Source organism: Limnohabitans sp. (assembly GCF_046052765.1).
Lineage (GTDB): Bacteria > Pseudomonadota > Gammaproteobacteria > Burkholderiales > Burkholderiaceae_C > Limnohabitans.
Genome location: NZ_JAVLFQ010000060.1, coordinates 12632 through 37161 on the forward strand (window position 1 = coordinate 12632; position 24530 = coordinate 37161).

Genomic DNA, 24530 nt, shown 5'->3' on the forward strand with positions numbered 1-24530 from the left:
CTTCGGCGGGTTTTTTTGCGCCTGATAATCTCTCCATATGATCAAACTGTTTGTCGGCTTGGGCAACCCGGGCACTGAATACGAGGACACCCGTCACAATGCGGGTTTTTGGTGGATAGACCAACTCGCCGCGCAACTCAAAGTCAGCTTACAGCCTGAAAAAAGTTACCACGGTTGGGCGGTTCGTACCCAGTTTGAAGGACAAACCATCTGGTTGCTAAAGCCCGCTACTTTCATGAACTTGTCGGGCAAATCGGTAGCGGCATTGGCCAAGTTTTTCAAAATCCAACCTGAAGAAATTCTGGTTGTCCACGATGAACTCGATGTCGTACCGGGTGAAGCCAAAATGAAATTCGGCGGCAGCCATGCCGGTCACAACGGACTGCGTGACATTCATGCGCAACTTGGCAATGACGCTTACTGGCGATTGCGTTTAGGCATTGGCCACCCTGGCGTGAAATCTGAAGTGCTGCATTGGGTATTGAAAAAGCCAGTGCCAGATCAAAAATCACTGATTGACACTTGCATTGACAGAACGCTTAAAGCCGTAGCCTTGATGGTGAGCGGTGACATGGTGAAAGCCACACAACTGGTACACACCAGCAAACCGCCCAGGCCCAAACCGCCAAGACCGGCGGCGGCCACACCACCTGAGAAAGGCGATTTGCATGAAAAATCCAACCCCTCTGAGCCAGGTTCCGAGCCTGCTTCTTCTTAGCCTCAGCCTGGGACTGGCGCAACCAGCGCTGGCCAAAGAGAAAAAACAGCCCCCTGCACTTCAGTGCGAGCAAGAGGGTGTTTTAAAGCCTTGTCCGTCTGACAGCAACAACGTGATAGAGAAAGCCAGCAAGCCGAAATCGTTCAAAGCCCAATCGGACAATGGCACAGAAACACAGACTCAGAAAAAAAAGAAGAAGAAGAAGAAGGCTAAAAAGAAAGCCAAATCAACTCACTCTGCAGTTGAATGATGTGCGGTGGGTGGAGGTGAGGTACGCAGGGCTTGTAAGCGCCTGTACTTTTCCCACAAAGTATCCTGACTCTCTAAATGCTCAGGATGCAGTGGAATGCAAGCCACCGGACAAACCTGTACACACTGAGGTTCGTCATGGTGGCCCACGCATTCAGTGCACTTAGCGGGATCTATTTCATAAATCAATTGGCCCATGTAAATGGCAGAGTTCGGGCATTCGGGCTCACACACATCACAGTTGATGCATTCGTCCGTGATCATCAATGCCATGGCTGTCTTACCTCAGGCATTGGAATGCGCTTGCATGTATGAAAAAACTCTTGGCGAGACAAACTGTTCGACATCCCCACCTAAGCTAGTGATTTCTCTCACCAAGGTGCTGGAGATGCATTGATACACATCCAAGGTGTTGAGAAACACAGTGTCAATGGCGGGGGCTAAACGTCTGTTCATGCCAGCTAATTGAAATTCATAATCAAAATCCGTCATAGAGCGTATCCCACGCACCATGGTTCGGGCTTTGAGCGTCTTGGCAAATTCAATCACAAGCCCGTCAAAAGTTTCGACCCTGACATTCGGACAGTCCGCCATGGCCTGTCGGGTCATCTCAAGGCGCTGTTCGAGCGAAAACATGGTTTTCTTGTGGTGCGCCTTGGCCACCGCAATGACCACGGTATCAAACATGCGAGAGGTACGGCGCACAATGTCTTCATGACCCAGTGTGATCGGATCAAAAGTTCCTGGGTACAAAGCGATTACAGGCTCAGACATAACACTCCTCAAACGGGCGGCATGGTCGAATTATGCCGTTGTCTGCAATAAATGGGCGTGCACTGACCCAGCCTTTAGATAGCGAACCTGATACCAACCCAGAGCTTGCAATTCATCTGCGCTCCAAGCCTTGTGTGACTCTAAGTAAACATAGCCAGTCGGCTTGAGGCATTGGTGTGTCATTTTTAATGCTTGTTCGTAAGAAGCATAGTCGTAAGGCGGGTCCAAAAATACCAAATCCTGGCTTTGCAAAGGCAATTGTCTTAGCAAGGACAAGCCATCTGTTCGCTGTATTTTGAGCTGTGTAGCCTTCAAGCGATCTTTGCTTTTTTCCATGGCTGTCACGCATTGGGCTTGGGTTTCTGCCAATACAACGGTTGCGGCTCCTCTGGACGCGGCTTCAAAACCCAAGGCACCGCTGCCTGCAAAAGGATCTACGCATATCCACCCGTTCAGGTCTTGTCCCAACCAATTAAACAAGGTTTCGCGCACACGGTCAGGCGTGGGTCGCAACCCTGGCACATCGGCCACTGGTAATTTGCTGCGCTTCCAAAGCCCGCCGATGATGCGAACTTCTCCAGGGGTCATGGCGCAGCACCCAGCACCACGGTCACCATGCGCTCGGGCTGAAGATTTCGTGCAAAGGCTTGCTGTATGTCGGCGGCGGTGAGTTCCTGCACTTTGGTCGTCCATGTATCCAAATAGTCGAGCGGCAAATCAAACCAGGCTATGTTGCTCAGGTTGTCCATCAATTTTTTATTGCTGTCCAAACGCAATGCAAAACCTCCAATTAAAAAATCCTTGGCCGCTTGAACTTCAGCATCGGTTGGTCCCTGTTGTACAAATTCATTGACCACACTGGTGGCTACTTCAATGGCTTTTGCAGCTTGATCGGGCCGGGTTTGTAAACCGACAGTGAAAGCGCCAGCGAGCTGACCAGGCGAGAAATAGCTGTAAACGCTGTAACTCAACCCGCGTTTTTCTCGCACTTGATCGGTCAATCGCGACACAAACCCGCCGCCGCCCAACACATAATTACCCACAGTCAATGCCAAAAAGTCAGGGTGCTGTCGGGCTATTCCGGGTTGACCGATAAACACATGGGCCTGGGCTGATTCGAAGGGTATGACAATTTTTCTAGCTTCGCTCAAAGGCTGTACCTCGGACACCAAAGGCAACAAATCGCAACCCTTGGATGTCGGCAATCCTTCGAGCAATTGCTCCACCCGCCTTGTCGCCTGCTCCCGATTGATCGCACCCACAATGCTGATTTTTGCGCGGCAAGGTAACAGGTGACGCGCATGAAATTCTTTCATCAAGCCAGTGTCAATTTTGCGCAAACTGGCTTCATCTGCTTCCTCGCCATAAGCGTGATCCCCGTAGACGGCTTTGGAATACGCCCGTGAGGCTTGTACGTTAGGTTTGGTGGCTGATTCGCGTATTCCGGCAATCCATCGCTCGCGTTCAGTTTGCCAAACAGTTGCAGGAAAAGCAGGATAGGCTAATTGACGTGCAGCCAAAGCCACCGCGGCATCCAGTAATTCTGGACGGGTGAGACTGCGTAAATTCATGGTCATTCGGTCTGCTGAAGCGGATGCGCCTGCCATGGCACCCAGGTCTGCCCAAGCTTCACCTAACTGGTTTTCATCCCAAGCAGGTTGATCTCCCTGCGCTTTGACACCTTTGCCCAACATCATGGCAGTCGCCTGAGCTAAACCGGACAGCCCTTTGCCGTCGCGTCTGGACCCCGCGTCAAATTCAAGTTGAACATCCACCATAGGCAAGCCGTGAACCTCCATCAAATAAATTTTGGCTCCATTGTCCAAAGTCCAAAATTGAACAGGTATACCCGCCAAAGTAACCAACGGTGCACACAGCCATGCAGCGCACAATACAAATAGCTTTTTCATTTCATACCTTCCGTGTGACGTGAACCGGGTGCCGGCTTGCGAAATGCCGGACGCGGTCCTGACTGCGGAATCAAAGTGGCCACAGTCAATTGGTCATCATTGAAATATTTTTTGGCCACATCCTGCAATTGTTGTGCCGTGATGCTGACCAAAGCATCCACCAATTTGTCAGGTGTGTCCAAGGGCAAGCCTTCAACCCAATGGTTACCGAGTTCACGCGCTTGGTTGAACAACGAATCCCGCTGGTAGGTGGTGGATGCCAGCCACTGTGCTCGCACCCGCTTCATCTCAGCTTCACTCACACCGTCTTTCACTATGCGTGCGATTTGTTCCCGCAGTGCGGCTTCCAGTTGTTCGGTGGTTTTGCCTTTAGCGGGAACGCCATCGAGCACAAACACTTGCGGGCCTCTGCCGCTGAAACTGTGCGACGCGCCCACACTGTCAGCCAATCTGTTTTCACCCTGCGCCAGCGATCTGTCTAAACGCGCACCGCTGTAACCATCCAACACCGCAGAGAGCAAGGTCAAAGCCAACGCGTCTTGGTTGTCTGCTTGGTTATCAAACCCCTTAAAGCCGGGAACCTTCCACGACATGGCCAGATACGCTTGGTCTGCAGGAGCTTTGACTTGGATACGCCGAGTACCCGTTTGAACGGGCTCGCTTCGAGGTTTTCTATCAGGCACAACACCTTCTGGTATTTGCCCATAAATATCCTCGGCCCATGCCTTGACTTGAAGAACGTCGACATCTCCCACAATCACCACCGCAGCATTGGAAGGCCGGTACCAACGATGGTAAAAATCACGCGCATCTTGTGCAGTCATGGCATCAAGATCACTCATCCATCCGATGACCGGTCGGCGATAAGGTGACGCCATGAATTGCGCGGCATTCAATTGTTCATACATGAGCATGCGCGGGGAATCTTCTGTTCGCATGCGCCGCTCTTCTTTGACGACCTCGATTTCTCGAGCAAACTCATCATCTGGCCATTGGTTATTGGCAAATCTGTCGGCTTCCAATCGCATCATGTCTGGCAAACGGTTGGCGGGAATTTGCTGGTAATAACCGGTGTAATCTTTATTGGTGAATGCATTTTCACGTCCACCCAACGCTGCAACTTTGCGTGAAAACTCACCAGGCTTGATGGTTGTCGTGCCTTTAAAGAGCATATGTTCAAGCACATGGGCAACGCCAGACGTGCCATCGACTTCATCCATCGAACCCACCCTGAGCCACACCATGTGCACCACTATTGGCGCACGTGAATCTGATTTGACAATCAAAGTCATGCCATTCTTCAAAGTGAATTGTTGGGCCTCTTGGGCCATGGCTTGGGTACCTGATAACAAACCCACAATCAGGCTTAACACCCAGCCCAAGATGCGGCTGACAGGGTTTAGATTTACTTTCAAATACGGTTTCATAGAATGACCCATTGTTTCAAGTATTTTTTGCATATACAGCGCATTGTAGAAACCTGTGGTCATGTTCAACCTGTTCAAACGAAAACCCCCACCTGCCACTGGCACCAGTTCCACTACGGCAGCGCAAGTAGCCTCGCGCAACTGGCTGGGCAGGCTACGCAGCAGTCTGCAACGAACTGGTAGCCATTTCACCTTGCTGTTCACTGGCAAGCCGATTGACGATGAACTCTACGAAGAATTGGAATCTGCCTTGCTGATGGCAGACGCAGGCATCGCTGCTACGCAATACATCTTGGATAAGTTAAAGCTAAAAATCAAACTTCAGGGCAGCAGCAACGCCTCTGATGTCAAACATTTGTTGGTGGAAGTATTGACAGAGTTGCTGACACCGCTTGAGCGTGAATTAGACATCAGCCACTTTAAACCCACCGTCATCATGGTGGCTGGAGTCAATGGGGCTGGCAAAACCACATCCATTGGCAAGTTAACCCGACATTTGCACGATGCAGGTGCGAGCGTGCTATTGGCCGCAGCCGATACTTTCAGAGCCGCCGCCAAGGAACAACTCATGGTGTGGGCGGACCGCAACCAAGTCGATATCGTCAGTCAGGAAAATGGAGATCCTGCGGCAGTCACATTTGACGCAGTGACTGCTGGCAAAGCACGCGGAAAAGATGTGGTGTTGGTGGACACTGCAGGACGTTTACCGACGCAATTGCATTTGATGGATGAGCTGAAAAAAATACAGCGTGTGGTGCAGAAAGCCGATCCCACTGCGCCTCATGAAGTACTGCTTGTGATTGATGGCAACACCGGTCAAAACGCGTTGGCTCAGGTCAAGGCTTTTGATGAAACACTTGGTTTGACAGGCTTGATCATCACCAAACTCGATGGCACAGCCAAGGGCGGTGTACTGGCGGCCATTGCTTTGTGGGCGCAACAACGCAAGTCTTCACAAGCTAATTCTTTAGCTGTATATTTCATTGGCATCGGAGAAAAGCTAGAGGATTTACAAGGCTTCAAAGCCGATGAGTTCGCAAGCGCTTTGATCGATTGACATTTTCACAAAGGACTGTTCATGGATGCCACCACAGAAATTTCTCCCAGACGAATCGATGAACTATTGAGCCATTACGCTCAAAGTCATCTCCACCCCACCAATGAGCTTATTCATTTCGCCGCCATTCCATTGATCATGTTGAGCCTGATCGGCTTGCTGTTTTGTCTGCATCCTGCCATTGCCTATGCATTTATTTTGGCCAGCATGGTTTACTACATGCGGTTGTCGCTGCCGTTCACTGTCGCTATGACCGCTTGGTCTTTCGTCATGCTGGCTTTGGTACATGCCATGGGTGAGCAACGTCTGTATATTTGCTTGGCGGTTTTCATTGGCGCTTGGTTGATGCAATTTGTCGGTCACAAGCTAGAGGGAAAGAAACCTTCTTTCTTTGAAGATGTGCAATACCTTTGGGTCGGTCCGTTGTTTGTATTGCGTCCGTTGCTGATGAAATTTCACATCCGTTGGTAACGGTCCATATCAAACCTTTGTTTTGAACACACCTTCGCTCACACCATCCATCGAAAAATTGATCCCCGAGCATGCAGCTTTGTTGCCGGGTTTGCAGCGAATGGGCTTGTACCAACCAGGTCAGGATGTGCGTTTCACCGCACTCACAGGTGGCGTCTCCTCCCTTATCGTTAAGGTTGAAACGCCAAGTCTTGTGTATTGTGTGAAACGCGCTTTGCCTCAACTGAAAGTGGCGGCGCTGTGGGAAGCGCCTGTGCGACGCAACCGAGATGAAGTGGCCTGGCTTCAATTTGCTCAAACCGTCACGCCAAATGCAGTGCCACATGTGCTTGGTGAGGACGATCAAGACTGCATATTTGCCATGTCCTATCTGCCCGCAGACCGTTATCCGGTTTGGAAGCAGCAGTTGCTCAATGGAGAAGTGAACCACTCAACCGCTATGGCGTTGGCAGACTTACTGGTGCGTTTGCATGCGGCAAGTGCGGACAATCTCGATTTGTGTAAGCGCTTTGATCATGACGAAGATTTTGTAGCCATACGTTTATCGCCTTATTTTTTATTTACCGCAGAAAAGCACGGCGCCAGCGCTCTTGCACTAAAGAGATTGGTGAGCCGAACCCTGTCGCATAAAAAAACATTGATCCATGGCGACGTCAGTCCTAAAAACATTCTGGTCGGACTGAACGGCCCCGTGCTATTGGATGCTGAGTGCGCGTGTTGGGGCGACCCTGCATTTGACCTGGCTTTTGTGTTGACACATTTGCTACTCAAAGCTGTGTGCCAACCTGCACTGAACCACTCTTACCTGAAAGTCTTTGATCTTTTATCAACCCATTACCTGCAAAACGTGCGTTGGGAATCACCTGACGCCATTGAATCACGCACCTGTGACTTACTGGCTGGCATGCTATTGGCCCGGATTGACGGCAAATCTCCTGTGGAATATCTGAACGAAGAATGGCAGCATCCATTCATTAGGCATAAAGCTATTGCATGGCTGAACCAGCCTGAATCCCGACTTGCTGACATGCGTGCACAATGGAACACACCATGAAAACAGCGATCAAACATATCCACTCTCGGCGCATTTGGGATTCTCGCGGCCGACCGACCGTAGAAGTCGACGTGCACTTACAGGATGGCAGCATGGGCAGAGGCGTAGCCCCTGCGGGCGCATCTCGAGGCAGCCGTGAAGCACTTGAGCTACGCGACGGCGGCTTACATCTGGATGGATTCGATGTTTCACACGCCATTGCCAATGTCAATGGCGAAATCGCAAAAGTATTGGCAGGTGTGAATGCCTTAGATCAATCCAGCGCCGACCAGCGTTTGATCGAATTGGACGGCACGCCGCTTAAAAGCCGCTTAGGCGCGAATGCGACGATTGCTACTTCATTAGCCATTGCGCAAGCGGCGGCGGTCTCTCAGTCATTAGCGCTTTGGCAATACCTTTCACAAGGCGACGCAGTTTGTCTGCCACTGCCACAAATTCAAATATTTGGTGGCGGAGCACACGCTGGCAGGCGCGTCGATGTTCAGGACTTCTTGGTCATGCCCATTGGGGCTCAAAGTTTTGATGAAGCCATGGTCATGGTGGCCCACGTTTACCAAACTGCGGGCAAACTCATGCAAGCGCGTGGCAAGCGTTTTGGGGTTGCAGATGAAGGCGGCTGGTGGCCTGACTTTTCGTCCAATGAAGAAGCCTTGCAGACCTTGACCTTGGCCATTGAAAAAGCGGGATATCGCCATGACCAGGTCGCGATTGCCTTGGACATTGCGGCCTCGGAATTCGGCCAACAAGGCAGTTACACCTTGGGCTTGGACAACCACATCTACAGCTCAGACGAATGGTTATCGGTGTTACTTAGCTGGATAGATGCCTATCCCATCATCTCTGTCGAAGACCCCTTTGCCGAGGATGACACCGCCGGAATGCAGGCGTTTACCCGGGCGGTAGGAAACCGAATACAAGTCATTGGGGACGACTACCTGGTCACTCGAGTGGATTTGATCGAAGCAGCCCACACAGACCAAGCCTGTAACGCGGTGCTACTCAAACCCAACCAAGTGGGCACGCTGACAGAAACCTACGCTGCCATGCTGGCAGCACGAAGACTTGGCATGGGCATGATTGTGTCCGCCCGCTCCGGCGAGACTGAAGATACCGCCATTGTTCACTTGGCCACCGGTTGGAACACCGGACAGCTGAAAGTTGGCTCATTTGCCCGATCAGAACGCATGGCCAAGTGGAATGAATGCTTACGTATTCAAGAAATGTGGGGTAAACACACCGTCTTTGCGGGTAAACACGGACTTAAATTAGCACTCTAGACCAGAGAGTGCTAATATGGCGTCATTGTTATCCGATAGGAGAACTTCCATGACAAGCATGACTCTTTCCACCACCCCCGGACAGTCACAACTGGCGGTCAATCCATGGGCCATTCTTCCGCCCTTAGGCAATCTTGACGCCTATATCACTGCGGTAAACCGCCTTCCTATGCTGACTTTAGAACAAGAGCAGGAATTTTCAAAAAAGCTCAAAGAAAACAATGACTTGGAAGCAGCCGGCAAATTGATTTTGTCCCACCTGCGGTTGGTGGTTTCTATTTCACGCCAATATGCCGGGTATGGTTTGGCTCATGCAGATCTGATTCAGGAAGGCAATGTCGGCCTGATGAAAGCCGTCAAGCGTTTTGATCCGGATCACGGCGTTCGACTGGTCAGTTACGCCATTCACTGGATCAAGGCTGAGATTCACGAATACATCATCAAAAACTGGCGCATGGTCAAACTTGCGACCACCAAAGCCCAACGCAAACTCTTTTTCAACTTGCGCTCGAAAAAACAAGGTTTCAGAGCCGACGCCGGTGAAAACCACGATGCTTCCTTGCGAGACACTTTGAGCGATGCACAAATTGACAGCATTGCCAAAGACTTGAATGTCAAACGTGAAGAGGTCATTGAAATGGAAGCTCGGATGGCAGGTTCGGATGTACTGCTGGACCCGGTATCCAACGAAGACGGCGAAGAGGCGTTCGGCCCCATTGCTTACTTAACAGATGTGCATCATGAGCCCACCGCCATGATCGAAGCACACCAACGAGATATCCTATCGACTGACGGCATCACACAAGCACTGGCTGTGCTCGATGAGCGTAGCAGGCGCATTGTGCAAGAGCGCTGGCTCAAGGTGAACGACGACAACAGTGGTGGCATGACACTGCACGAACTCGCAGATGAGTTTGGTGTGAGTGCCGAACGTATCCGTCAAATTGAAGTGGCCGCCATGAAGAAAATGAAGTTGGCCTTGCTTGAATATGCGTGATTGAGGTTGGATTCAACCGCTATCAACCGTCTGCCATCCCTGGTTGCAGACGGTTTTTTTATTTAAACAACTTCGAAATATCCTCTGCCATAGCCTGAGGACCCAAGCCGTAGCGGGCATATAAACGCAATCTACCTTGGGGATCATAAATATAGGTACCCGCACTGTGATCCATGGTGTAGCTGTTTGATGATGTGCTTGCGACTTTCTTGTAATAAATCTTGAAATTTTTAGCCAGTGCTGGCAACTCTTCAAGCGTCGGTATCAGCGCAAGAAATGTAGGATCAAACCCGCCCATATAGGGTTGCAGTATTTCCGGCTTATCTCTTTCAGGATCTAATGTGATGAATACCGCTTGCAATAATTCTCCTTGAGGACCGAGGTTTTTTTTCACCTGTACCCATTCCGTCAAGGTGGTGGGACAAAAATCCGGGCATTGTGTGTAACCAAAAAAAACCACCACCACCTTGCCTTTGAAATCAGCCAAAGTGCGCTTTTGACCGAACTGGTCTGGTAGCTCAAAACCCAAAGCGTAATCAGCGCCTGTCAGGTCTATCGCCTTGAACACCGGTTTATCAGGTGAGCAAGCGCAGAGCACCACGATGAATGACAGCAATAAAAAATGACACATTTTCAGCATCACATACCCGGTATGTAGTGGTCTATTAAAAAAGCGGCAAACAATAAACTGAGGTGCACCAGTGAAAATTTGAATGTTTTTCTGGCTAATTCATCAGAGTATTGACGCCATAAAGCCCACCCATACCAGCAAAATATCAGGCTCAATATCAACGCAGAAATCAAATAAAACCAACCGCTCATGCGGTAGATGAATGGCATCAGACATGCTGGCAACAAAACAATGGTGTAGAGAAGAATTTGCAGTCGTGTAAATTCATTGCCATGTGTGACAGGCAGCATAGGCAAACCAGATTGGCGATAGTCTTCAACTCTATATAGCGCCAATGCCCAAAAGTGAGGAGGCGTCCACAGAAAAATAATCAAAAAAAGTATCAAGGCTTCGGGGCCTACATCACCCGTCATAGCGGCCCAACCCAGCACTGGCGGCATGGCACCAGAAGCGCCGCCGATCACAATATTTTGCGGTGTCAGTGGTTTGAGAATCACGGTGTAGACGACGGCATAACCCACAAAAGTGGCGAATGTCAACCACATGGTCAGTGGGTTGACCCAGATATACAAAATCGCGGAACCCAATATGCACAGTACAGCTGAAAAAAGTAACGTATCTCTGTCAGTCAGTTGGCCTTTGGCTGTGGGCCGCCAAGCTGTTCTTTTCATGCGTGCATCTATGGTTTGTTCAACAATGCAATTGAACGCTGCGGCTGCCCCCGAAACCAACCAAATACCGACACAGGCAATAGCAGCTAACTGGATGTCTGGCCAGGCAGGTACACCTGGCACTGCCAACACCATGCCAATCAGAGCGCAGAACACGATCAATTGAATCACCCGAGGTTTGGTCAACGCATTGAACTGCTGCCAACGCACAGGCATGAACTGAGAAAGAGACTTCATAACATAGGCCTGTTGAATGTCGAAGCAATGCGATCTGCGCTGCGAGGGCGGGTTGAGGCCAATACCCAGCTTAACAATGCCAACATCAATGCAGCCGAGCCTGTGTGCAATAAAGCGGCGAACATGGGCCACCCTAAAACAGCATTGGATATCCCGGTCACCAATTGCAATACCAGCAAGCCAAGCAATACCAAACCCTGCTGTTTAAACCCGTTTTTGATCAATGCTCTAACCAGATAGATCATCAAAAAAACTGGAATGATGGCATGCCAGCGATGAACCATATGAATCGCTGTCAGGGCTTGAAAAGGTATGGGTTGACCAGAGGCATCCTGACCGAGAGGGCGCCACCATTCAAAAGCCTTTTGAAAATTCATATCAGGCCACCAACTGCTTTGGCACAAGGGATACGTATCGCATGCCAAAACTGCGTAATTACTGCTCACCCATGCACCTAATCCGATTTGTATCAGCACGCTCAACCAAGTCAGCAGGGTGATGACATACACCGCCACCGGTAAAGCTTGATCAGAAGTTCTGTCAATGAGATGACGTTGGCGCACCCATTGGACAGTCAACAACACAAGTAACAACATGCCCCCAAGCAAATGCATACTCACTATGAGTGGAAACAATTTCATGGTGACAGTAAACGCGCCAAATGCACCTTGAATACATACCCATACCAACGTCAACGATGGCCAGCCCCAAAGGGTTCTTTCATGACGCCAAGAGAAAAAAGCAAGCGTCAAAATAAGTGCACCAACCAACATGGCTAAATAGCGGTGAATCATCTCTATCCAGGCTTTCTGCCAAGTCACCGGACCCGTTGGCATTGCAGTTTGTGCTGCTTCTATGGATTGAGTTGCGCCTATAGGGCTTGCATGTCCATAACAACCTGGCCAATCGGGACAACCAAGACCTGAATCACTTAAACGGGTGAACGCGCCAAACAAAATCAGATCAAACGTCAAAAACAAAACAATCACGGTCAAGTGCCTCACGCGTTTGACCGATAGCGATTGCCTATTTTTGAGCCACACCCAAGTTAAAGGTCCCACAGCCAAAAGCATTGCCGTCAGCAGTAATTGCAATAACGGGGCGGCATTGAACAAGGCAACGTCATTCATACATTCATCGCCCTGGTTTGTCCCATGAGACAGAGGCACGAAGCAACCTATCCCAATCACGCTTTAACGGGCCCGCTTGCTCTATGCTCAATGAGGCAGGGAATCGCATCATCCAATTGCCGTGCGGATCGATCAAATACAAATGCTCACTCAATTCGTGACCAGATTCAGCGCTTAGCCATTGGGCAATAAGTGCTGGCGGCACCCGCAATACGACAGCATCGCCCAAACCAGTCATCAATTCTTTAGAGACAGGTTGTTTATCTGTGATCAGCCAAACCCACTCTGTGCGCTCTTTTTCACGCCCCAGCGAGGCGCGAATTTGTCGCTGCAAAAGCAAATTGGTTTGGCACGGTGCGTCACATACGCCTGATGACAGACTCACGATCAACCATTGGCCCTTCAAACTTGATAAGCTGACTTGTTCATCATCGAGAGTCTGCGCCATGATGTCTGGCATTGGGTTGACAGGCTGAATCAAGGTTCCAAAATGTCGCAATGTCTGCGGTCTTATGACGTAGTAAGTCAAGTAAGACGCAAGCACGGGTGCCGCGCATACCAACATGACGATGATCATGCGTAACCGCCCTGCGCTGGTTCGGCTTGCATCGACCTGCGCCGCCTTGAGTGGATCCGGTAAATCGTATACCGTTAATCCCAAGGCATGTGGCCGAGAGTTTTCATTGTTGTTGTCTTGCATGCCGCATGGGCCCTATCCATTGAAACCAGAAATAAAGAATACCCATCAAGCCACTCAAGGCAAACCATTGGAAAGCATAACCTTTGTTTTTATCAGCTGTTTGTGAAATGACCGGCCAGTCGCGTTTCAGTCCTTCAGAATCTTCACCTGTTTGAATCACGAATGCACTGACCTTATCAGATACCAATGACTGCATTTGGTCTGTGTCTAAATTGCTTTGTATTCGCAGTTGACCTGCGACAGGCTCTGAGGGAATAGTACTTTTCAATTCAGTCATGTGAGACAGGCCCCATGCAATACGCCCCTTGATCCTCGTGTTCTCGATTGGCGTGATGACCTCAGCCGCTTTAGTGGCATCTCTGAGATCACGCGCAACCCATCCCCGTTGTACCCAGATCACTTGCCCCGGCGACCACGCCATAGGCGTCAATACCCAAAAGCCAGGCTGCCCTTTGTAGCTTCTGTTGTCCAAATAAATGGTTTTATCAACCATCCAGCGTCCATCCATATGAATATTTCTATGTATGTGCTTCCACAGTTCGGGCTGCTGCAACAAATCCTGTTTTTCAAGCGCAGGCAATTGGGCTTGCGACTCCAACTGACTTTGTATAGCCAATTTTTCTTGCGCCCGTGACAACTGCCAAAACCCCAGCCTTGCGGTCAATGACATACCAGCTACAGCCGCCAAAAAAATAATGACCCGTCTACTGCTGACTTTATTCATACAAAAAGAATGTTTGCGTAAATCAAAGGATAATCCAGTATGAACATTTTTATAGCCATCGCTTTTTTAGCCATACTGGCTGCATTGTCAACAGCCATGTTATTTATGTTGCGCGGGGATACGGAGGGTGCTCCCAAATCAAGCCGGATGATGCGCGCACTGGCCTTCAGAGTTGGCATATCGATTGTCTTATTTCTCTGCATTTTGCTGTCTTGGAAGATGGGTTGGATCAGACCTACCGGTATTCCATTGACCCCAGTCTAATTCAGTGTTGACTGAATTAAAAAGGCCGCAGGTGCGGCCTTTTTTAATTGCGCGGCAAATATCAAAGCCAATACACCAGAATGTACAAACCCAACCACACCACATCCACAAAGTGCCAATACCAAGCTGCACCCTCAAAACCAAAATGGTTAGAGGCAGTGAAATGGCCACTGCGCAAACGCAAAGTAATAAATAAAAGCATCAACATGCCCACAAACACATGGAAACCATGGAAACCTGTCAGCATAAAAAACGTGGAGCCATACACACCGGACGTCAACTTCAAATTCAACTCGTGGTAGGCATGTGCATATTCATACCCTTGAACACACAAAAACACCACACCCAACAATACCGTCAACCACATGAACTGAATAGTCTTTGAACGTTGGTTTTCGAGCAAGGCGTGATGCGCAATCGTCAATGTCACGCCAGAGGACAAAAGCAATGCGGTATTGATGGTAGGCAACCAAAACGGCGTCATGGTTTGAAAAGGCTCAATAATGCCTGCCGGCGAGGCTGTCATACCAGCGGCAAGGCTTGGCCAAACAGCTTTGAAGCCAGGCCATAACAGCGCGTTTTCACTGTTACCCAGTGCCGGAACTGAATGAACCCTCGCCCACCACAGAGCTGAGAAAAATGCACCAAAGAACATGACCTCAGAGAAGATAAACCAGCTCATGCTCCAGCGGAAAGACAAATCAATCTTGCGGCCATATTGTCCGGATTCGCTTTCATGGACCGCTTCGCTGAACCATTGGAAAAGCACAGTGAACACAACGGCCAGACCAAGCAACAAACAGTACTTACCCCAGCTGACATCATTCACCCATTGACTGGCGCCCAAAATGACAAAAAACAAACCAAAAGCAGCCATGGCCGGATGGCGGGAAGGCTCTGGTACGAAGTAATGCGGCTTGGCGCCATGTGTTGTGCTGCTCATCTCGACTCCTTTTATTTTGCAACGACAAGATTGACAAGAACCATCAATCCAGCCACAAATAACAAACCTGCCACCAGACCGACACCCAGAACATGCAAGGGTGTGATGTGCGACAAGTCTTCTTGAAATTCACTGTTTTTTCGAATGCCGATAAACGACCATGACACAGCAACAATGGAACGCCACAAAGGACGTCTGACACTCACTGGTGCGACTACATCAACTTGATCGGGATTCATACGCCGTCTTCCTTTAACTTGACACTCGATACAGTGCTTGAAGGTGCGGCTGGCGTTTTACTTCCCACTTCAAAGAAGGTGTATGACAAGGTAATGGTGTTCACGTTTTTGGCCAGTCTGGAATCGATGACAAAAACCACTGGCCATTGTTTTTTCTCGCCAGGGGCCAAGGTGTATTGTTTAAAGCAAAAACATTCCACTTTGTTGAAATGGGCTGCAGCTTCATTTGGCGCATAACTGGGTATGGCCTGTGCTGACATGGTGCGATCCTGTACGTTTTGGAATTCATACATGACAGTGGTCAATTCACCGGGATGCACTTGAACAGAAGATTGCATAGGCTTGAAATGCCAAGGGCCACGTGCGTTGGCATCAAACTCAACCGTCACCGTACGACTGGTATCAACCTGTGTATTTTCAGCATTGGCATATCTGGCATTGCCAGTACCAGGCAATTCTTTTTCACCCAAGGCAAGAATATTGACACCTGTCATTTCACAAATGGCCTTGTAGAGGGGAACCAGGGCATAACCAAATCCGAACATGCCCAATGCCACTATCGCGAGCTTGCGCAACATGCGCAAGTTGTCAATACGAAGACCGATGCTGTTCATCAGGTATGTGAAAGAAAGGCAATCTTGATCACTATGCCCAGAAAAAATACACATGCCACAGAAGCCAGTATCAGCCCCAAGCGCAAATTGTTTTTTTTCTGAGCAAGTGTCATGACTTAAAAGTTTCTAACCATCAGTTCAAGCAACGATGCGGGTGGCATCATGATTGAGTTTGGGTGGTGCTTCAAAGGTGTGGAAAGGCGCTGGAGATGGGACTTCCCATTCCAAGCCTTCGGCCGCTTCCCAAGGGCGCTGGGGCGCTGGTTCGCCCTTGCCGCGCATGGTGGGCAACACAATGAAGAAGAAGAAAAACACTTGCGCAAAGCCAAAGGCAAATGCGCCCACAGATGCCAGTGCATTGAAGTCGGCAAATTGCATAGGGTAGTCAGCGTAACGACGCGGCATGCCGGCGAGACCCAAGAAGTGCATAGGGAAGAATGTGACGTTGAAAGAGATCAGGGTCCACCAGAAGTGGATTTTTCCACGTGTTTCGTTGTACATCACGCCTGTCCATTTGGGTGACCAGTAGTAGTAACCGGCGAACATGGTGAACAATGAACCTGCCACCAACACGTAGTGGAAATGGGCTACGACGTAATAACCGTCCTGCAACTGCAGATCAATAGGGGCCATGGACAAAATAAGTCCGGTAAAGCCGCCCATGGTGAATACGAAGATGAAACCAACGGCAAACAACATGGGGGTTTCAAAGGTCATCGAGCCTTTCCACATCGTGGCAATCCAGTTGAACACCTTCACACCTGTAGGCACTGAAATCAACATGGTCGCGTACATGAAGAACAACTGTCCAGTCACAGGCATGCCGGTGGTATACATGTGGTGTGCCCACACAATGAAAGACAAAATTGCGATGGAAGAAGTGGCGTAAACCATGGAGGCGTAGCCGAACAACTTCTTGCGAGAGAACGCGGGGACAATTTGGCTGATGATGCCGAAGGCCGGCAAAATCATGATGTAAACCTCTGGGTGACCAAAGAACCAAAAGATGTGCTGGTACATCACGGGGTCGCCGCCACCAGCAGGGTTAAAGAAGGTAGTACCGAAATGGCGGTCTGTCAATGTCATCGTGATGGCACCCGCCAACACAGGCATGACAGCGATCAACAAATAAGCTGTGATCAGCCATGTCCATGTAAACATGGGCATCTTCATCAATGTCATGCCAGGCGCACGCATGTTCAAGATAGTAACGATGATGTTGATCGAACCCATGATGGAACTGGCACCCAAAATGTGCAGCGCAAAAATGGCAGCATCCATAGAGGGCCCCATTTGCAAGGTCAAGGGAGCATAAATAGTCCAACCTGCTGCAGGTGCGCCACCAGGCATGAAAAATGAACCGGCCAGCATCAAGGCGGCAGGGATCATTAACCAAAAGCTGAAGTTGTTCATGCGAGCAAATGCCATGTCAGCTGCGCCGATTTGCAAAGGAATCATCCAGTTTGCAAAGCCTACAAATGCGGGCATGATGGCACCAAACACCATGATCAAACCATGCATGGTGGTGAACTGATTGAACAACTCAGGATTGACAAATTGCAAACCGGGTTGGAACAATTCTGCGCGAATCAGCAACGCTAATATGCCGCCGATGATGAACATAGTGAATGCAAACAGCAAATACAGCGTACCGATGTCTTTGTGGTTGGTGGCATACACCCAACGCTTCCAACCGTGAGGGGCACCATGGTGGTCGTGATGATCGTGATCAGCTGCACCGTGGCCGTGGGGATCTAGTACTGCGCTCATGTGGGTTCCTTAGATTTTTAAATTAGAGGCGGGCTGCGTGCACATCGGCAGGCTGCACAAGTTGACCTGTTTTGTTGGACCAGTTGTTTTTGGTGAAACTGATCACTGCTGCAATCTCTGAATCGCTGAGTTGCTTCCATGCAGGCATGGCGTTGTTTTGTCCATTGAGCAACACCTTGATTTGCTTGGAAGCATCTGCGTCCAATACCACCGCGGCTCCGTCTAAGGGCTTGATAGGGCCAGCACCTTTGCCATTGGCCTGATGACAAGCCTGACAATTGGCTGTGTAGACCTTTTCGCCTTTTTGTGTCAGTTCTGCCAGCGTCCAGACTTTGCCAGGGTCGTCTTGTTTGGCGGCCAATTTTTTGTTTTCCAAAGCCACCCATGCGGTGTAGTCTTCAGCGCTAACCACCTTCACGTGAATAGGCATGTAGGCGTGTTCCTTGCCACACAACTCCTGACATTGACCGTGGAAGTCACCGGTTTGCTCTGCCTTGAACCAAGTATCACGGACAAAACCGGGAATCGCATCTTGTTTGATACCGAATGAGTTCACAGCAAATGAGTGGATCACGTCATTCGATGTAGTGATAATGCGGATTTTTTTGCCCACAGGAACGACCAAGGGGTTGTCGACTTTCAGCAGGTAATCGTCCGTAGGCGTTGGCTTGCCAGAGTTAGACATTTCGCGCTGGGCGTTGTCCAGTGTGGAAATAAATCCAATCCCCTCACCTTCGCCCTTGATGTAGTCGTATCCCCATTTCCACTGGTAACCGGTTGCTTTGATGGTGATTTCAGCGTTGGATGTATCTTTGCTGGCAACGACAGCCTTGGTAGCGGGCAAAGCCATCAAAATCACAATCACAAATGGTGCCACGGTCCAAGCAATTTCGACTTTCAATGACTCATGGAAATTGGCAGACTTATGACCTACGGATTTGCGATGCTTCCAAATGGAATAAAACATAACACCGAATACAGCCACAAAGATCACAGTACAAATGATCAACATAAACCAATGCAACCAGACTTGTTGCTCTGCAATTTTGGTCACAGGCGGGTGCAAATTCAATTGCCTGACGGCGGGGCCACCAGGAAGATCATTGACAGCCCATGCAGCATTGCTGGCCAATGCGGCGCAAGCCCAAAGGGCTGTTTCTAGTTTTTTGAGAATGTGGTTCATCTTGTTTGTAAAAATTCAGCTGAAAGAATTCATGCGATTAACCCGTTGATTGTAGCAACCCGATTTTGACCATTACCTGACAACATTCTTTTCAGGGCCTACGTAAATGGTCTTTTGCCAGAAAAATAGAACTCCCAACAAATCAGGGCGGTGGAATGTCCCCACTCAGCATATTTTTCATGCGTTCAAGGCTGATGACTGTGTCTGCTTTAGCGCTTGATGCGGGTTTGGCTTTGAAAGCATGCCCGTAAATGACTTCAATCGTCAAAGACAGTCTGTTCGGATGCGCCGAATTCGCCATTTTTTCAGTCATGGCTTCGCATAGCCGCCGCTGCCAGGCTTTGCCGCGCAGCTGAGGGAAGCGTTGGGGGTGTAAATTGCGGCCCAATGTGCGTAAATCGCCCAACAACTCAGAGGCGCTGGCGTAAGTCAAGGTGATGCGCTCCATATCCATGATGGGCTGGGTAAATCCAGATTTCAACAACATATCGCCCCAATCGTGCATATCTGTGAACGCATGGTGCGGCGCAGGCCATTGTTCTTGCGCATAAAGTTGTCTCAATTCACACAGGCTGTCGGGCCCAAGACAGGAAAACATCACATGGCCCTGCTCATTCAAAGATTCACTCCATATCCTCATCAATTGCATGGGATTTGCAGACTGATGTAACAACATATTGCTCCACAACATATCAGCGGGTTGCTCGACATGTGTGGAAAAATTCAGTGCTTGACGTTGCCAAAATTTCCACCAAGGCGCCTTAAGCGAGGCTTGGGTCCAGTGCAAATCATGAAGGTCGGGTTCGACCACAGTCACTTTTGCCTCAGGGTAATAGGCCTTCACCAAAGGCATGCTTGCCAAGCCGCCGGTTCTGGGCGACCAATTCACCCAATGATGGGTTTTATGTTTGATCAGAGGTAGCCTGCAAGCCATTCTTTTGGCAACTTCCCCAAATAACCAAGGTTGGCCACTCAAGCTGTATTTGCGTGCAGCGTAGTGCGCCGCCAACGCATCCATGGGCGGCAGCAGTTGGCCTTTTTCAGGTGAATCGCTCACAGACATGGATCGGAGTTGTCCCTAAATTACAAATATGTCATTCAATAGCAAAGCATACCTAGATTGGCTAGGAGAGTTCAACCCGTTGAGACGGGTACATTTTTCCATGGGGCCCAGCGTGTGCCGAGTATGTGGTGCGTGGAGTTCTAGCACCTTATGTCAGGCTTGTCTGCGACATCATTTGACACATGTAGCTAGGTGCAGGTTGTGTGCCTTACCCAGCGACAGTGAGATCTGCTTGGATTGCCTAAACCAAGCTCCCTTATGGCAGGCATGCGCCTGTGCTGTGACTTATCAAGAGCCATGGCGAAGTCTGATTCTTGACTTCAAATTTCATGCAAACGCAGGACTAGCCAAGGTATTTTCAGAGGTGATATTGGCACACCCCATGGCAGCTGCTTTATTGAAACAAGCGGATTTTGTGGTGCCCGTACCCGTGTCAAAAGAAAGACTCAGACAGCGTGGCTTCAACCCCGCCCAATTACTGGCGCAGGGTGTAGCAAAAGAACGCTGTTTAAATCAAGCACTGATCAAGCTGAAACACTCTTTGCCTCAGTCTGGCCTTGAACGGGTACAAAGATTGCGCAATCTTGAAAATTCCATAGCCGTCAATCCGTTGATGGCAACGCAACTCAAACATCGCCATGTGGTGTTGATCGATGACGTCATGACCACAGGCAGTACATTGAGTACTTGCGCCAAGGCTTTGCAGTCGTCCTCGGTGGCTCGGGTGAGTTGCGTGGTTTTGGCCCGAGCAGATTCCATTTCAGCGGCACAATCCGATTCATCAGCCTGAGAAAATATGTTCAACATCGTTTTATTTCAACCCGAGATTCCACCCAATACGGGCAATATCATTCGGTTGGCTGCGAACACCGGATGCAGATTGCATTTGATTGAACCGCTTGGTTTTTCAATGGATGACAAAAGCATGCGTCGTGCCGGACTCGATTACCACGAATACGCGAACGTCAAGAGGCATGCAGATTGGCAAGCGTTTTTGCGTGCAGAACAACCTGACTCAGCACATTGTTTCGCCTTCAGCACACACGGCAGCACAGGCGTGCACGAGGCTTGTTTTTCAGCAAATGATTGGTTGATTTTCGGTTCTGAAACCAAAGGCTTGCCAGTGTCTTTGCGTCAGAGTTTTCAAACACACAAACTGTTGCGATTGCCCATGCTGGCGGGTCAGCGCAGTCTCAATTTATCCAACACGGTGGCAGTGGTGGTGTATGAGGCTTGGCGACAGCAAGGTTTTTCCATGCCTACACACACTTGAACTCATGCGTAGTGACGTACCAGTGACTCGGCGACACACACGGGTTTGTCGCTGCCGTCACGCTCGATGGTGACTTGCCAGGTCATCTGGATACCGTTTGGCTCTATGGCTTCACACGCCAGCAAATGCATGTGCCCGCGCAAGCGACTGTCCACCGGCACCGGCGCGGTAAAACGCACTTTGTTCAAACCGTAATTCACGCCCATGCGGGTCTGCTCGATAGAAAATGCCGACTCAAAAAATTGAGGCAACAAAGATAGAGTTAAAAAACCGTGCGCAATCGTGGTGCCAAATGGACCAGCGGCAGCCTTGTCTTTGTCAATATGTATCCATTGGTGATCGTTGGTGGCTTGGGCAAACAGGTTGATTTGTTCTTGGGTCACTGAGAACCATGGGCTGCTTGCCACGTCCTGTCCCACACAGGCCTTGACTTCGTCGAAGGTTTTGAATTGTTTTTTCATGTTGCTGCTCTTTCTTGCATATGCTTATACGGTCAGGCATTCTCGTCACAACCGCAAGGTGTCGCCTAAAATCTCGTTTTTGACTTTTCAATACATCCGTTCATGAGTGCATTCTTAGAAGAAACCGTCCTGACTGTTCACCATTGGACCGATCGCTTGTTCAGTTTTACCACCACCCGAGATGCAGCTTTGCGCTTTTCCAACGGCCATTTCACCATGATAGGTTTGAAAGTCGACGGCAAACCCTTGCTACGCGCCTACAGCATTGTCAGTCCGAATTACGAAGAACACTTGGAGTTTCTCAGTATCAAGGTACAGGACGGCCCGCTCACATCGCGGCTGCAACATATACAAGTCGGCGACAAAATCATCGTCGGACGCAAACCCACGGGCACTTTGTTGATCGATTATTTGCTGCCTGGCAAAAACCTCTACCTCTTGGGCACCGGCACTGGCTTGGCGCCCTATCTGAGCATCGTGCGCGACCCCGACACCTACGAGCGCTTCGAAAAAGTCATCATCGTGCACGGCGTGCGAGAAGTGAAAGAACTGGCGTACCACGATTACTTCACACAAGAACTGCCCAAGCACGAGCTGTTGGGTGAAATGGTCAGCGAGCAGTTTTTGTATTACCCCACCGTCACCCGCGAGCCGTTTAAAAACCAAGGCCGCATGACCGACTTGATCAACTCAGGCAAATTATTTACAGACTTGGGACTACCCGCTTTCAACCCCAAAGAAGATCGCGTCATGTTGTGCGGCAGCCCGCAAATGCTCAAAGAGTTGAAAACTATGTTGGAAGAGCGCGGTTTTGCCGAAGGCAATACCAGTACGCCAGGGGATTTTGTGGTGGAACGGGCGTTTGTGGAGCAGTGAGTTTCCTTTAGACCAGTAGCCCGTTGAAACAGTTGCTGACATATATAGAAAAGGCCGCATCAGCGGCCTTTTTCTTAATAGCGAAAAGATTCAAACTCGCTCAATCACCACGGCAATGCCCTGCCCCACTCCGATGCACATGGTGCACAAGGCATAGCGCCCGCCGGTGCGGTGCAACTGGTTGGTGGCCGTGGTCACCAAGCGTGCGCCGCTGGCACCCAGCGGATGTCCCAATGCAATAGCGCCACCATTCGGGTTGACGCGCGGGTCATCGTCTTGCAAACCCAGCATGCGCAATACAGCAATGCCTTGGGCAGCGAAGGCTTCGTTGAGTTCAATCACATCCATTTGCGCCAGCTTCAAGCCGGTGAGCGCCAGCACTTTCTCAGTCGCAGGTGCCGGGCCTATGCCCATGACACGCGGCGGCACGCCAGCGGTGGCCATGCCAACCACGCGGGCACGCGGTGTCAATCCATGCACTTTGGCGGTGGCTTCATCGGCCAGCAAAATCGCGCAAGCGCCGTCGTTCACGCCGCTGGCATTGCCTGCGGTCACGGTACCGTCAGGCCGCACCACGCCTTTGAGTTGCGACAATTTTTCTAGGCTGGTTTCGCGCGGGTGCTCGTCTTTGTCAACGATGATGGCATCGCCCTTTTTCTGCGGAATGCTCACCGGCGTGATTTCCTCGGCCAATGCGCCGGACTTTTGCGCTGCCACGGCTTTCAACTGGCTAGCCAGCGCCATGCGGTCTTGCGCTTCGCGTTCAATCTTGTGATCGGTGGCGACGTTCTCAGCGGTTTCGGGCATGGCGTCCACGCCGTACATGGCTTTCATCACCGGGTTAATGAAGCGCCAGCCTATGGTGGTGTCAAAAATTTGCGGCGTGCGACTGAAAGCAGTCTCAGACTTGGGCATGACAAACGGTGCGCGGCTCATGCTCTCTACACCGCCCGCAATCATCAGCGTGGCTTCACCTGCGCGGATAGCGCGGGCGGCTGTGCCCAAGGCATCCATGCCGGAACCGCACAAGCGATTGATGGTGGCTCCTGGCACTTCATGCGGCAAACCGGCGAGCAAACTGGCCATGTGGGCCACGTTGCGGTTGTCTTCACCGGCTTGGTTCACGCAGCCATACAGCACGTCAGTCACAGCCTTCCAATCCACATTCGGGTTGCGGGCCATCAATGCACGCAATGGGATGGCAGCCAAATCATCGGCGCGAACACTGGATAAAGCCCCGCCGTAACGGCCGAATGGGGTGCGAATGGCATCACAAATAAAAGCTTGGTTCATACATTTCTCTGGTTGACAATACACCGCATGTTCAATCCCTCACAACAAGACGTCCGACGCTTCTTCTGCCAAGTCTATGCCAAGCTGACATCGGGCACGCTGGTCGATCCGCTGGAGACGCTGGCCGGTGAATGGATAGCACTTCACCCTGAATACCACGCGCTTTTGTCTGATGAAGCCACAGCATTGGCAGCTCATTTTGATGACAGCCAAGGCAACCCGTTTTTGCATTTGTCCATGCATTTGTCCATCAGCGAACAATGTTCCATCGACCAGCCCCAAGGGATTCGACAAGCGGTTGAATTGCTGGCTGCCCGACGCAACGACGTACACGACGCACACCATGAGGTGATGGAATGTCTGGGCACCATGTTGTGGGAGAGCCAGCGCAGTGGCCGCCCGCCCGATGGGCAAGCCTATATCGATGCTGTACAGCGTCGGGCCACCAAAGACTGATCCACTCAACCATAAAAAAAGTCCACCGAAGTGGACTTTTCGAGTGACGCTTGAAAAATTTCAGCGGA

31 protein-coding genes are annotated in these 24530 nt (G+C 50.3%); 12 read left to right on the forward strand and 19 right to left on the reverse strand.

Annotated elements, in window-relative coordinates; translation table 11 throughout:
* The first annotated feature begins 37 nt into the window (after nucleotides 1-37).
* Both pth and AC9UG7_RS08405 read left to right on the forward strand, forming a co-directional pair.
* A complete protein-coding gene (gene pth / locus AC9UG7_RS08400; RefSeq protein ID WP_509586507.1) occupies nucleotides 38-718 on the forward strand; it encodes an aminoacyl-tRNA hydrolase in 681 nt (226 codons plus the stop codon).
* Nucleotides 669-968: a hypothetical protein gene (locus AC9UG7_RS08405; RefSeq protein ID WP_509586509.1), complete on the forward strand. Its 300-nt coding sequence runs from the start codon at nucleotides 669-671 to the stop codon at nucleotides 966-968. The genes pth and AC9UG7_RS08405 overlap by 50 nt, the downstream gene beginning before the upstream one ends.
* Here the strand turns inward: AC9UG7_RS08405 and AC9UG7_RS08410 are convergent.
* From AC9UG7_RS08410 to AC9UG7_RS08430, 5 genes are read right to left on the reverse strand one after another with little or no spacing between them, the layout of a single operon-like run.
* A complete protein-coding gene (locus tag AC9UG7_RS08410) occupies nucleotides 950-1240 on the reverse strand; it encodes a YfhL family 4Fe-4S dicluster ferredoxin (RefSeq protein ID WP_509586511.1) in 291 nt (96 codons plus the stop codon). The genes AC9UG7_RS08405 and AC9UG7_RS08410 overlap by 19 nt on opposite strands.
* A gap of 12 nt (nucleotides 1241-1252) precedes the next feature.
* Entirely contained in the window at nucleotides 1253-1741 is a 489-nt protein-coding gene (coaD, locus tag AC9UG7_RS08415; RefSeq protein ID WP_509586513.1) for a pantetheine-phosphate adenylyltransferase, read from the reverse strand.
* Between the two features lie 30 nt (nucleotides 1742-1771).
* Nucleotides 1772-2329, reverse strand: a complete 558-nt coding sequence (gene rsmD, locus AC9UG7_RS08420; protein WP_509586515.1) for a 16S rRNA (guanine(966)-N(2))-methyltransferase RsmD — start codon at nucleotides 2327-2329, stop codon at nucleotides 1772-1774.
* On the reverse strand, nucleotides 2326-3651 hold the full coding sequence (locus tag AC9UG7_RS08425; protein WP_509586517.1) for a M16 family metallopeptidase: 1326 nt from the start codon (nucleotides 3649-3651) through the stop codon (nucleotides 2326-2328). Before AC9UG7_RS08425 ends, rsmD begins: the two co-directional genes overlap by 4 nt.
* On the reverse strand, nucleotides 3648-5078 hold the full coding sequence (locus tag AC9UG7_RS08430) for a M16 family metallopeptidase (RefSeq protein WP_509586519.1): 1431 nt from the start codon (nucleotides 5076-5078) through the stop codon (nucleotides 3648-3650). The genes AC9UG7_RS08425 and AC9UG7_RS08430 overlap by 4 nt, the downstream gene beginning before the upstream one ends.
* A 61-nt stretch (nucleotides 5079-5139) precedes the next feature.
* Between AC9UG7_RS08430 and ftsY the strand changes: the two genes are divergently transcribed.
* Genes ftsY through rpoH form a run of 5 tightly spaced genes read left to right on the forward strand, consistent with a single transcriptional unit; the run spans nucleotide 5140 to nucleotide 9934 of the window.
* Nucleotides 5140-6135, forward strand: a complete 996-nt coding sequence (ftsY, locus tag AC9UG7_RS08435) for a signal recognition particle-docking protein FtsY (protein WP_509586521.1) — start codon at nucleotides 5140-5142, stop codon at nucleotides 6133-6135.
* Between the two features lie 21 nt (nucleotides 6136-6156).
* On the forward strand, nucleotides 6157-6606 hold the full coding sequence (locus AC9UG7_RS08440) for an Mpo1 family 2-hydroxy fatty acid dioxygenase (RefSeq protein WP_509586523.1): 450 nt from the start codon (nucleotides 6157-6159) through the stop codon (nucleotides 6604-6606).
* A gap of 22 nt (nucleotides 6607-6628) precedes the next feature.
* Nucleotides 6629-7660 carry an aminoglycoside phosphotransferase family protein gene (locus AC9UG7_RS08445; RefSeq protein ID WP_509586525.1) on the forward strand — a complete coding sequence of 344 codons (1032 nt, stop codon included), beginning with the start codon at nucleotides 6629-6631 and terminating at the stop codon, nucleotides 7658-7660.
* Nucleotides 7657-8937, forward strand: a complete 1281-nt coding sequence (gene eno, locus AC9UG7_RS08450; RefSeq protein ID WP_509586527.1) for a phosphopyruvate hydratase — start codon at nucleotides 7657-7659, stop codon at nucleotides 8935-8937. Before AC9UG7_RS08445 ends, eno begins: the two co-directional genes overlap by 4 nt.
* 58 nt (nucleotides 8938-8995) lie before the next feature.
* Complete coding sequence (gene rpoH, locus AC9UG7_RS08455; protein ID WP_509586565.1) at nucleotides 8996-9934, forward strand: RNA polymerase sigma factor RpoH; 939 nt, start codon at nucleotides 8996-8998, stop codon at nucleotides 9932-9934.
* A 58-nt stretch (nucleotides 9935-9992) separates the two neighbouring features.
* On the opposite strand, the gene AC9UG7_RS08460 is transcribed toward rpoH, so the two are convergent.
* From AC9UG7_RS08460 to AC9UG7_RS08480, 5 genes are read right to left on the reverse strand one after another with little or no spacing between them, the layout of a single operon-like run.
* Complete coding sequence (locus tag AC9UG7_RS08460; protein WP_509586529.1) at nucleotides 9993-10574, reverse strand: SCO family protein; 582 nt, start codon at nucleotides 10572-10574, stop codon at nucleotides 9993-9995.
* Nucleotides 10574-11473, reverse strand: coding sequence for a heme o synthase (cyoE, locus tag AC9UG7_RS08465; protein WP_509586531.1), 900 nt, complete (start codon nucleotides 11471-11473; stop codon nucleotides 10574-10576). Before cyoE ends, AC9UG7_RS08460 begins: the two co-directional genes overlap by 1 nt.
* Nucleotides 11470-12603 (reverse strand): COX15/CtaA family protein, encoded by a 1134-nt coding sequence (locus tag AC9UG7_RS08470; protein WP_509586533.1) that lies wholly within the window; start codon nucleotides 12601-12603, stop codon nucleotides 11470-11472. Before AC9UG7_RS08470 ends, cyoE begins: the two co-directional genes overlap by 4 nt.
* A 4-nt stretch (nucleotides 12604-12607) precedes the next feature.
* Complete coding sequence (locus tag AC9UG7_RS08475) at nucleotides 12608-13303, reverse strand: SCO family protein (RefSeq protein WP_509586535.1); 696 nt, start codon at nucleotides 13301-13303, stop codon at nucleotides 12608-12610.
* Nucleotides 13284-14027 carry an SURF1 family protein gene (locus AC9UG7_RS08480; protein ID WP_509586537.1) on the reverse strand — a complete coding sequence of 248 codons (744 nt, stop codon included), beginning with the start codon at nucleotides 14025-14027 and terminating at the stop codon, nucleotides 13284-13286. The genes AC9UG7_RS08475 and AC9UG7_RS08480 overlap by 20 nt, the downstream gene beginning before the upstream one ends.
* 39 nt (nucleotides 14028-14066) lie before the next feature.
* On the opposite strand from AC9UG7_RS08480, the gene AC9UG7_RS08485 reads away from it, so the two are divergent.
* Nucleotides 14067-14291 carry a twin transmembrane helix small protein gene (locus AC9UG7_RS08485; protein WP_509586539.1) on the forward strand — a complete coding sequence of 75 codons (225 nt, stop codon included), beginning with the start codon at nucleotides 14067-14069 and terminating at the stop codon, nucleotides 14289-14291.
* Nucleotides 14292-14352: 61 nt separating this feature from the next.
* On the opposite strand, the gene AC9UG7_RS08490 is transcribed toward AC9UG7_RS08485, so the two are convergent.
* The 7 genes from AC9UG7_RS08490 to AC9UG7_RS08520 all read right to left on the reverse strand — a co-directional run bounded on the left by AC9UG7_RS08490 (nucleotide 14353) and on the right by AC9UG7_RS08520 (nucleotide 20103).
* The gene (locus tag AC9UG7_RS08490; RefSeq protein WP_509586541.1) at nucleotides 14353-15234 is read right to left on the reverse strand and encodes a cytochrome c oxidase subunit 3; all 882 of its coding nucleotides are present in this window, start codon (nucleotides 15232-15234) and stop codon (nucleotides 14353-14355) included.
* An 11-nt stretch (nucleotides 15235-15245) separates the two neighbouring features.
* On the reverse strand, nucleotides 15246-15473 hold the full coding sequence (locus AC9UG7_RS08495; protein WP_509586543.1) for a DUF2970 domain-containing protein: 228 nt from the start codon (nucleotides 15471-15473) through the stop codon (nucleotides 15246-15248).
* On the reverse strand, nucleotides 15470-16078 hold the full coding sequence (locus AC9UG7_RS08500) for a cytochrome c oxidase assembly protein (RefSeq protein WP_509586567.1): 609 nt from the start codon (nucleotides 16076-16078) through the stop codon (nucleotides 15470-15472). The genes AC9UG7_RS08495 and AC9UG7_RS08500 overlap by 4 nt, the downstream gene beginning before the upstream one ends.
* An 8-nt stretch (nucleotides 16079-16086) precedes the next feature.
* Nucleotides 16087-16200, reverse strand: a complete 114-nt coding sequence (locus AC9UG7_RS08505; RefSeq protein ID WP_509586545.1) for a cytochrome oxidase small assembly protein — start codon at nucleotides 16198-16200, stop codon at nucleotides 16087-16089.
* Nucleotides 16201-16225: 25 nt separating this feature from the next.
* Nucleotides 16226-17857: a cytochrome c oxidase subunit I gene (gene ctaD, locus AC9UG7_RS08510; protein WP_509586547.1), complete on the reverse strand. Its 1632-nt coding sequence runs from the start codon at nucleotides 17855-17857 to the stop codon at nucleotides 16226-16228.
* Between the two features lie 22 nt (nucleotides 17858-17879).
* Nucleotides 17880-19040, reverse strand: a complete 1161-nt coding sequence (gene coxB, locus AC9UG7_RS08515) for a cytochrome c oxidase subunit II (protein ID WP_509586549.1) — start codon at nucleotides 19038-19040, stop codon at nucleotides 17880-17882.
* Between the two features lie 142 nt (nucleotides 19041-19182).
* A complete protein-coding gene (locus AC9UG7_RS08520) occupies nucleotides 19183-20103 on the reverse strand; it encodes a biotin synthase (RefSeq protein ID WP_509586551.1) in 921 nt (306 codons plus the stop codon).
* 232 nt (nucleotides 20104-20335) lie between these two features.
* Here AC9UG7_RS08520 and AC9UG7_RS08525 point away from each other — a divergent pair, with 232 nt between their 5' ends.
* The gene (locus AC9UG7_RS08525) at nucleotides 20336-20893 is read left to right on the forward strand and encodes a ComF family protein (protein ID WP_509586553.1); all 558 of its coding nucleotides are present in this window, start codon (nucleotides 20336-20338) and stop codon (nucleotides 20891-20893) included.
* 6 nt (nucleotides 20894-20899) lie between these two features.
* Entirely contained in the window at nucleotides 20900-21376 is a 477-nt protein-coding gene (gene trmL, locus AC9UG7_RS08530; RefSeq protein WP_509586555.1) for a tRNA (uridine(34)/cytosine(34)/5-carboxymethylaminomethyluridine(34)-2'-O)-methyltransferase TrmL, read from the forward strand.
* Between the two features lie 2 nt (nucleotides 21377-21378).
* On the opposite strand, the gene AC9UG7_RS08535 is transcribed toward trmL, so the two are convergent.
* On the reverse strand, nucleotides 21379-21837 hold the full coding sequence (locus tag AC9UG7_RS08535) for a MaoC family dehydratase (protein WP_509586557.1): 459 nt from the start codon (nucleotides 21835-21837) through the stop codon (nucleotides 21379-21381).
* A 102-nt stretch (nucleotides 21838-21939) separates the two neighbouring features.
* Between AC9UG7_RS08535 and AC9UG7_RS08540 the strand changes: the two genes are divergently transcribed.
* Nucleotides 21940-22713, forward strand: coding sequence for a ferredoxin--NADP reductase (locus tag AC9UG7_RS08540; protein ID WP_509586559.1), 774 nt, complete (start codon nucleotides 21940-21942; stop codon nucleotides 22711-22713).
* A gap of 90 nt (nucleotides 22714-22803) precedes the next feature.
* Here AC9UG7_RS08540 and pcaF read toward each other — a convergent pair whose 3' ends face one another.
* A complete protein-coding gene (pcaF, locus tag AC9UG7_RS08545) occupies nucleotides 22804-24006 on the reverse strand; it encodes a 3-oxoadipyl-CoA thiolase (RefSeq protein ID WP_509586561.1) in 1203 nt (400 codons plus the stop codon).
* Nucleotides 24007-24033: 27 nt separating this feature from the next.
* Between pcaF and AC9UG7_RS08550 the strand changes: the two genes are divergently transcribed.
* Nucleotides 24034-24462 (forward strand): DUF1841 family protein, encoded by a 429-nt coding sequence (locus AC9UG7_RS08550; RefSeq protein WP_509586563.1) that lies wholly within the window; start codon nucleotides 24034-24036, stop codon nucleotides 24460-24462.
* The last annotated feature ends 68 nt before the right edge of the window (nucleotides 24463-24530 follow it).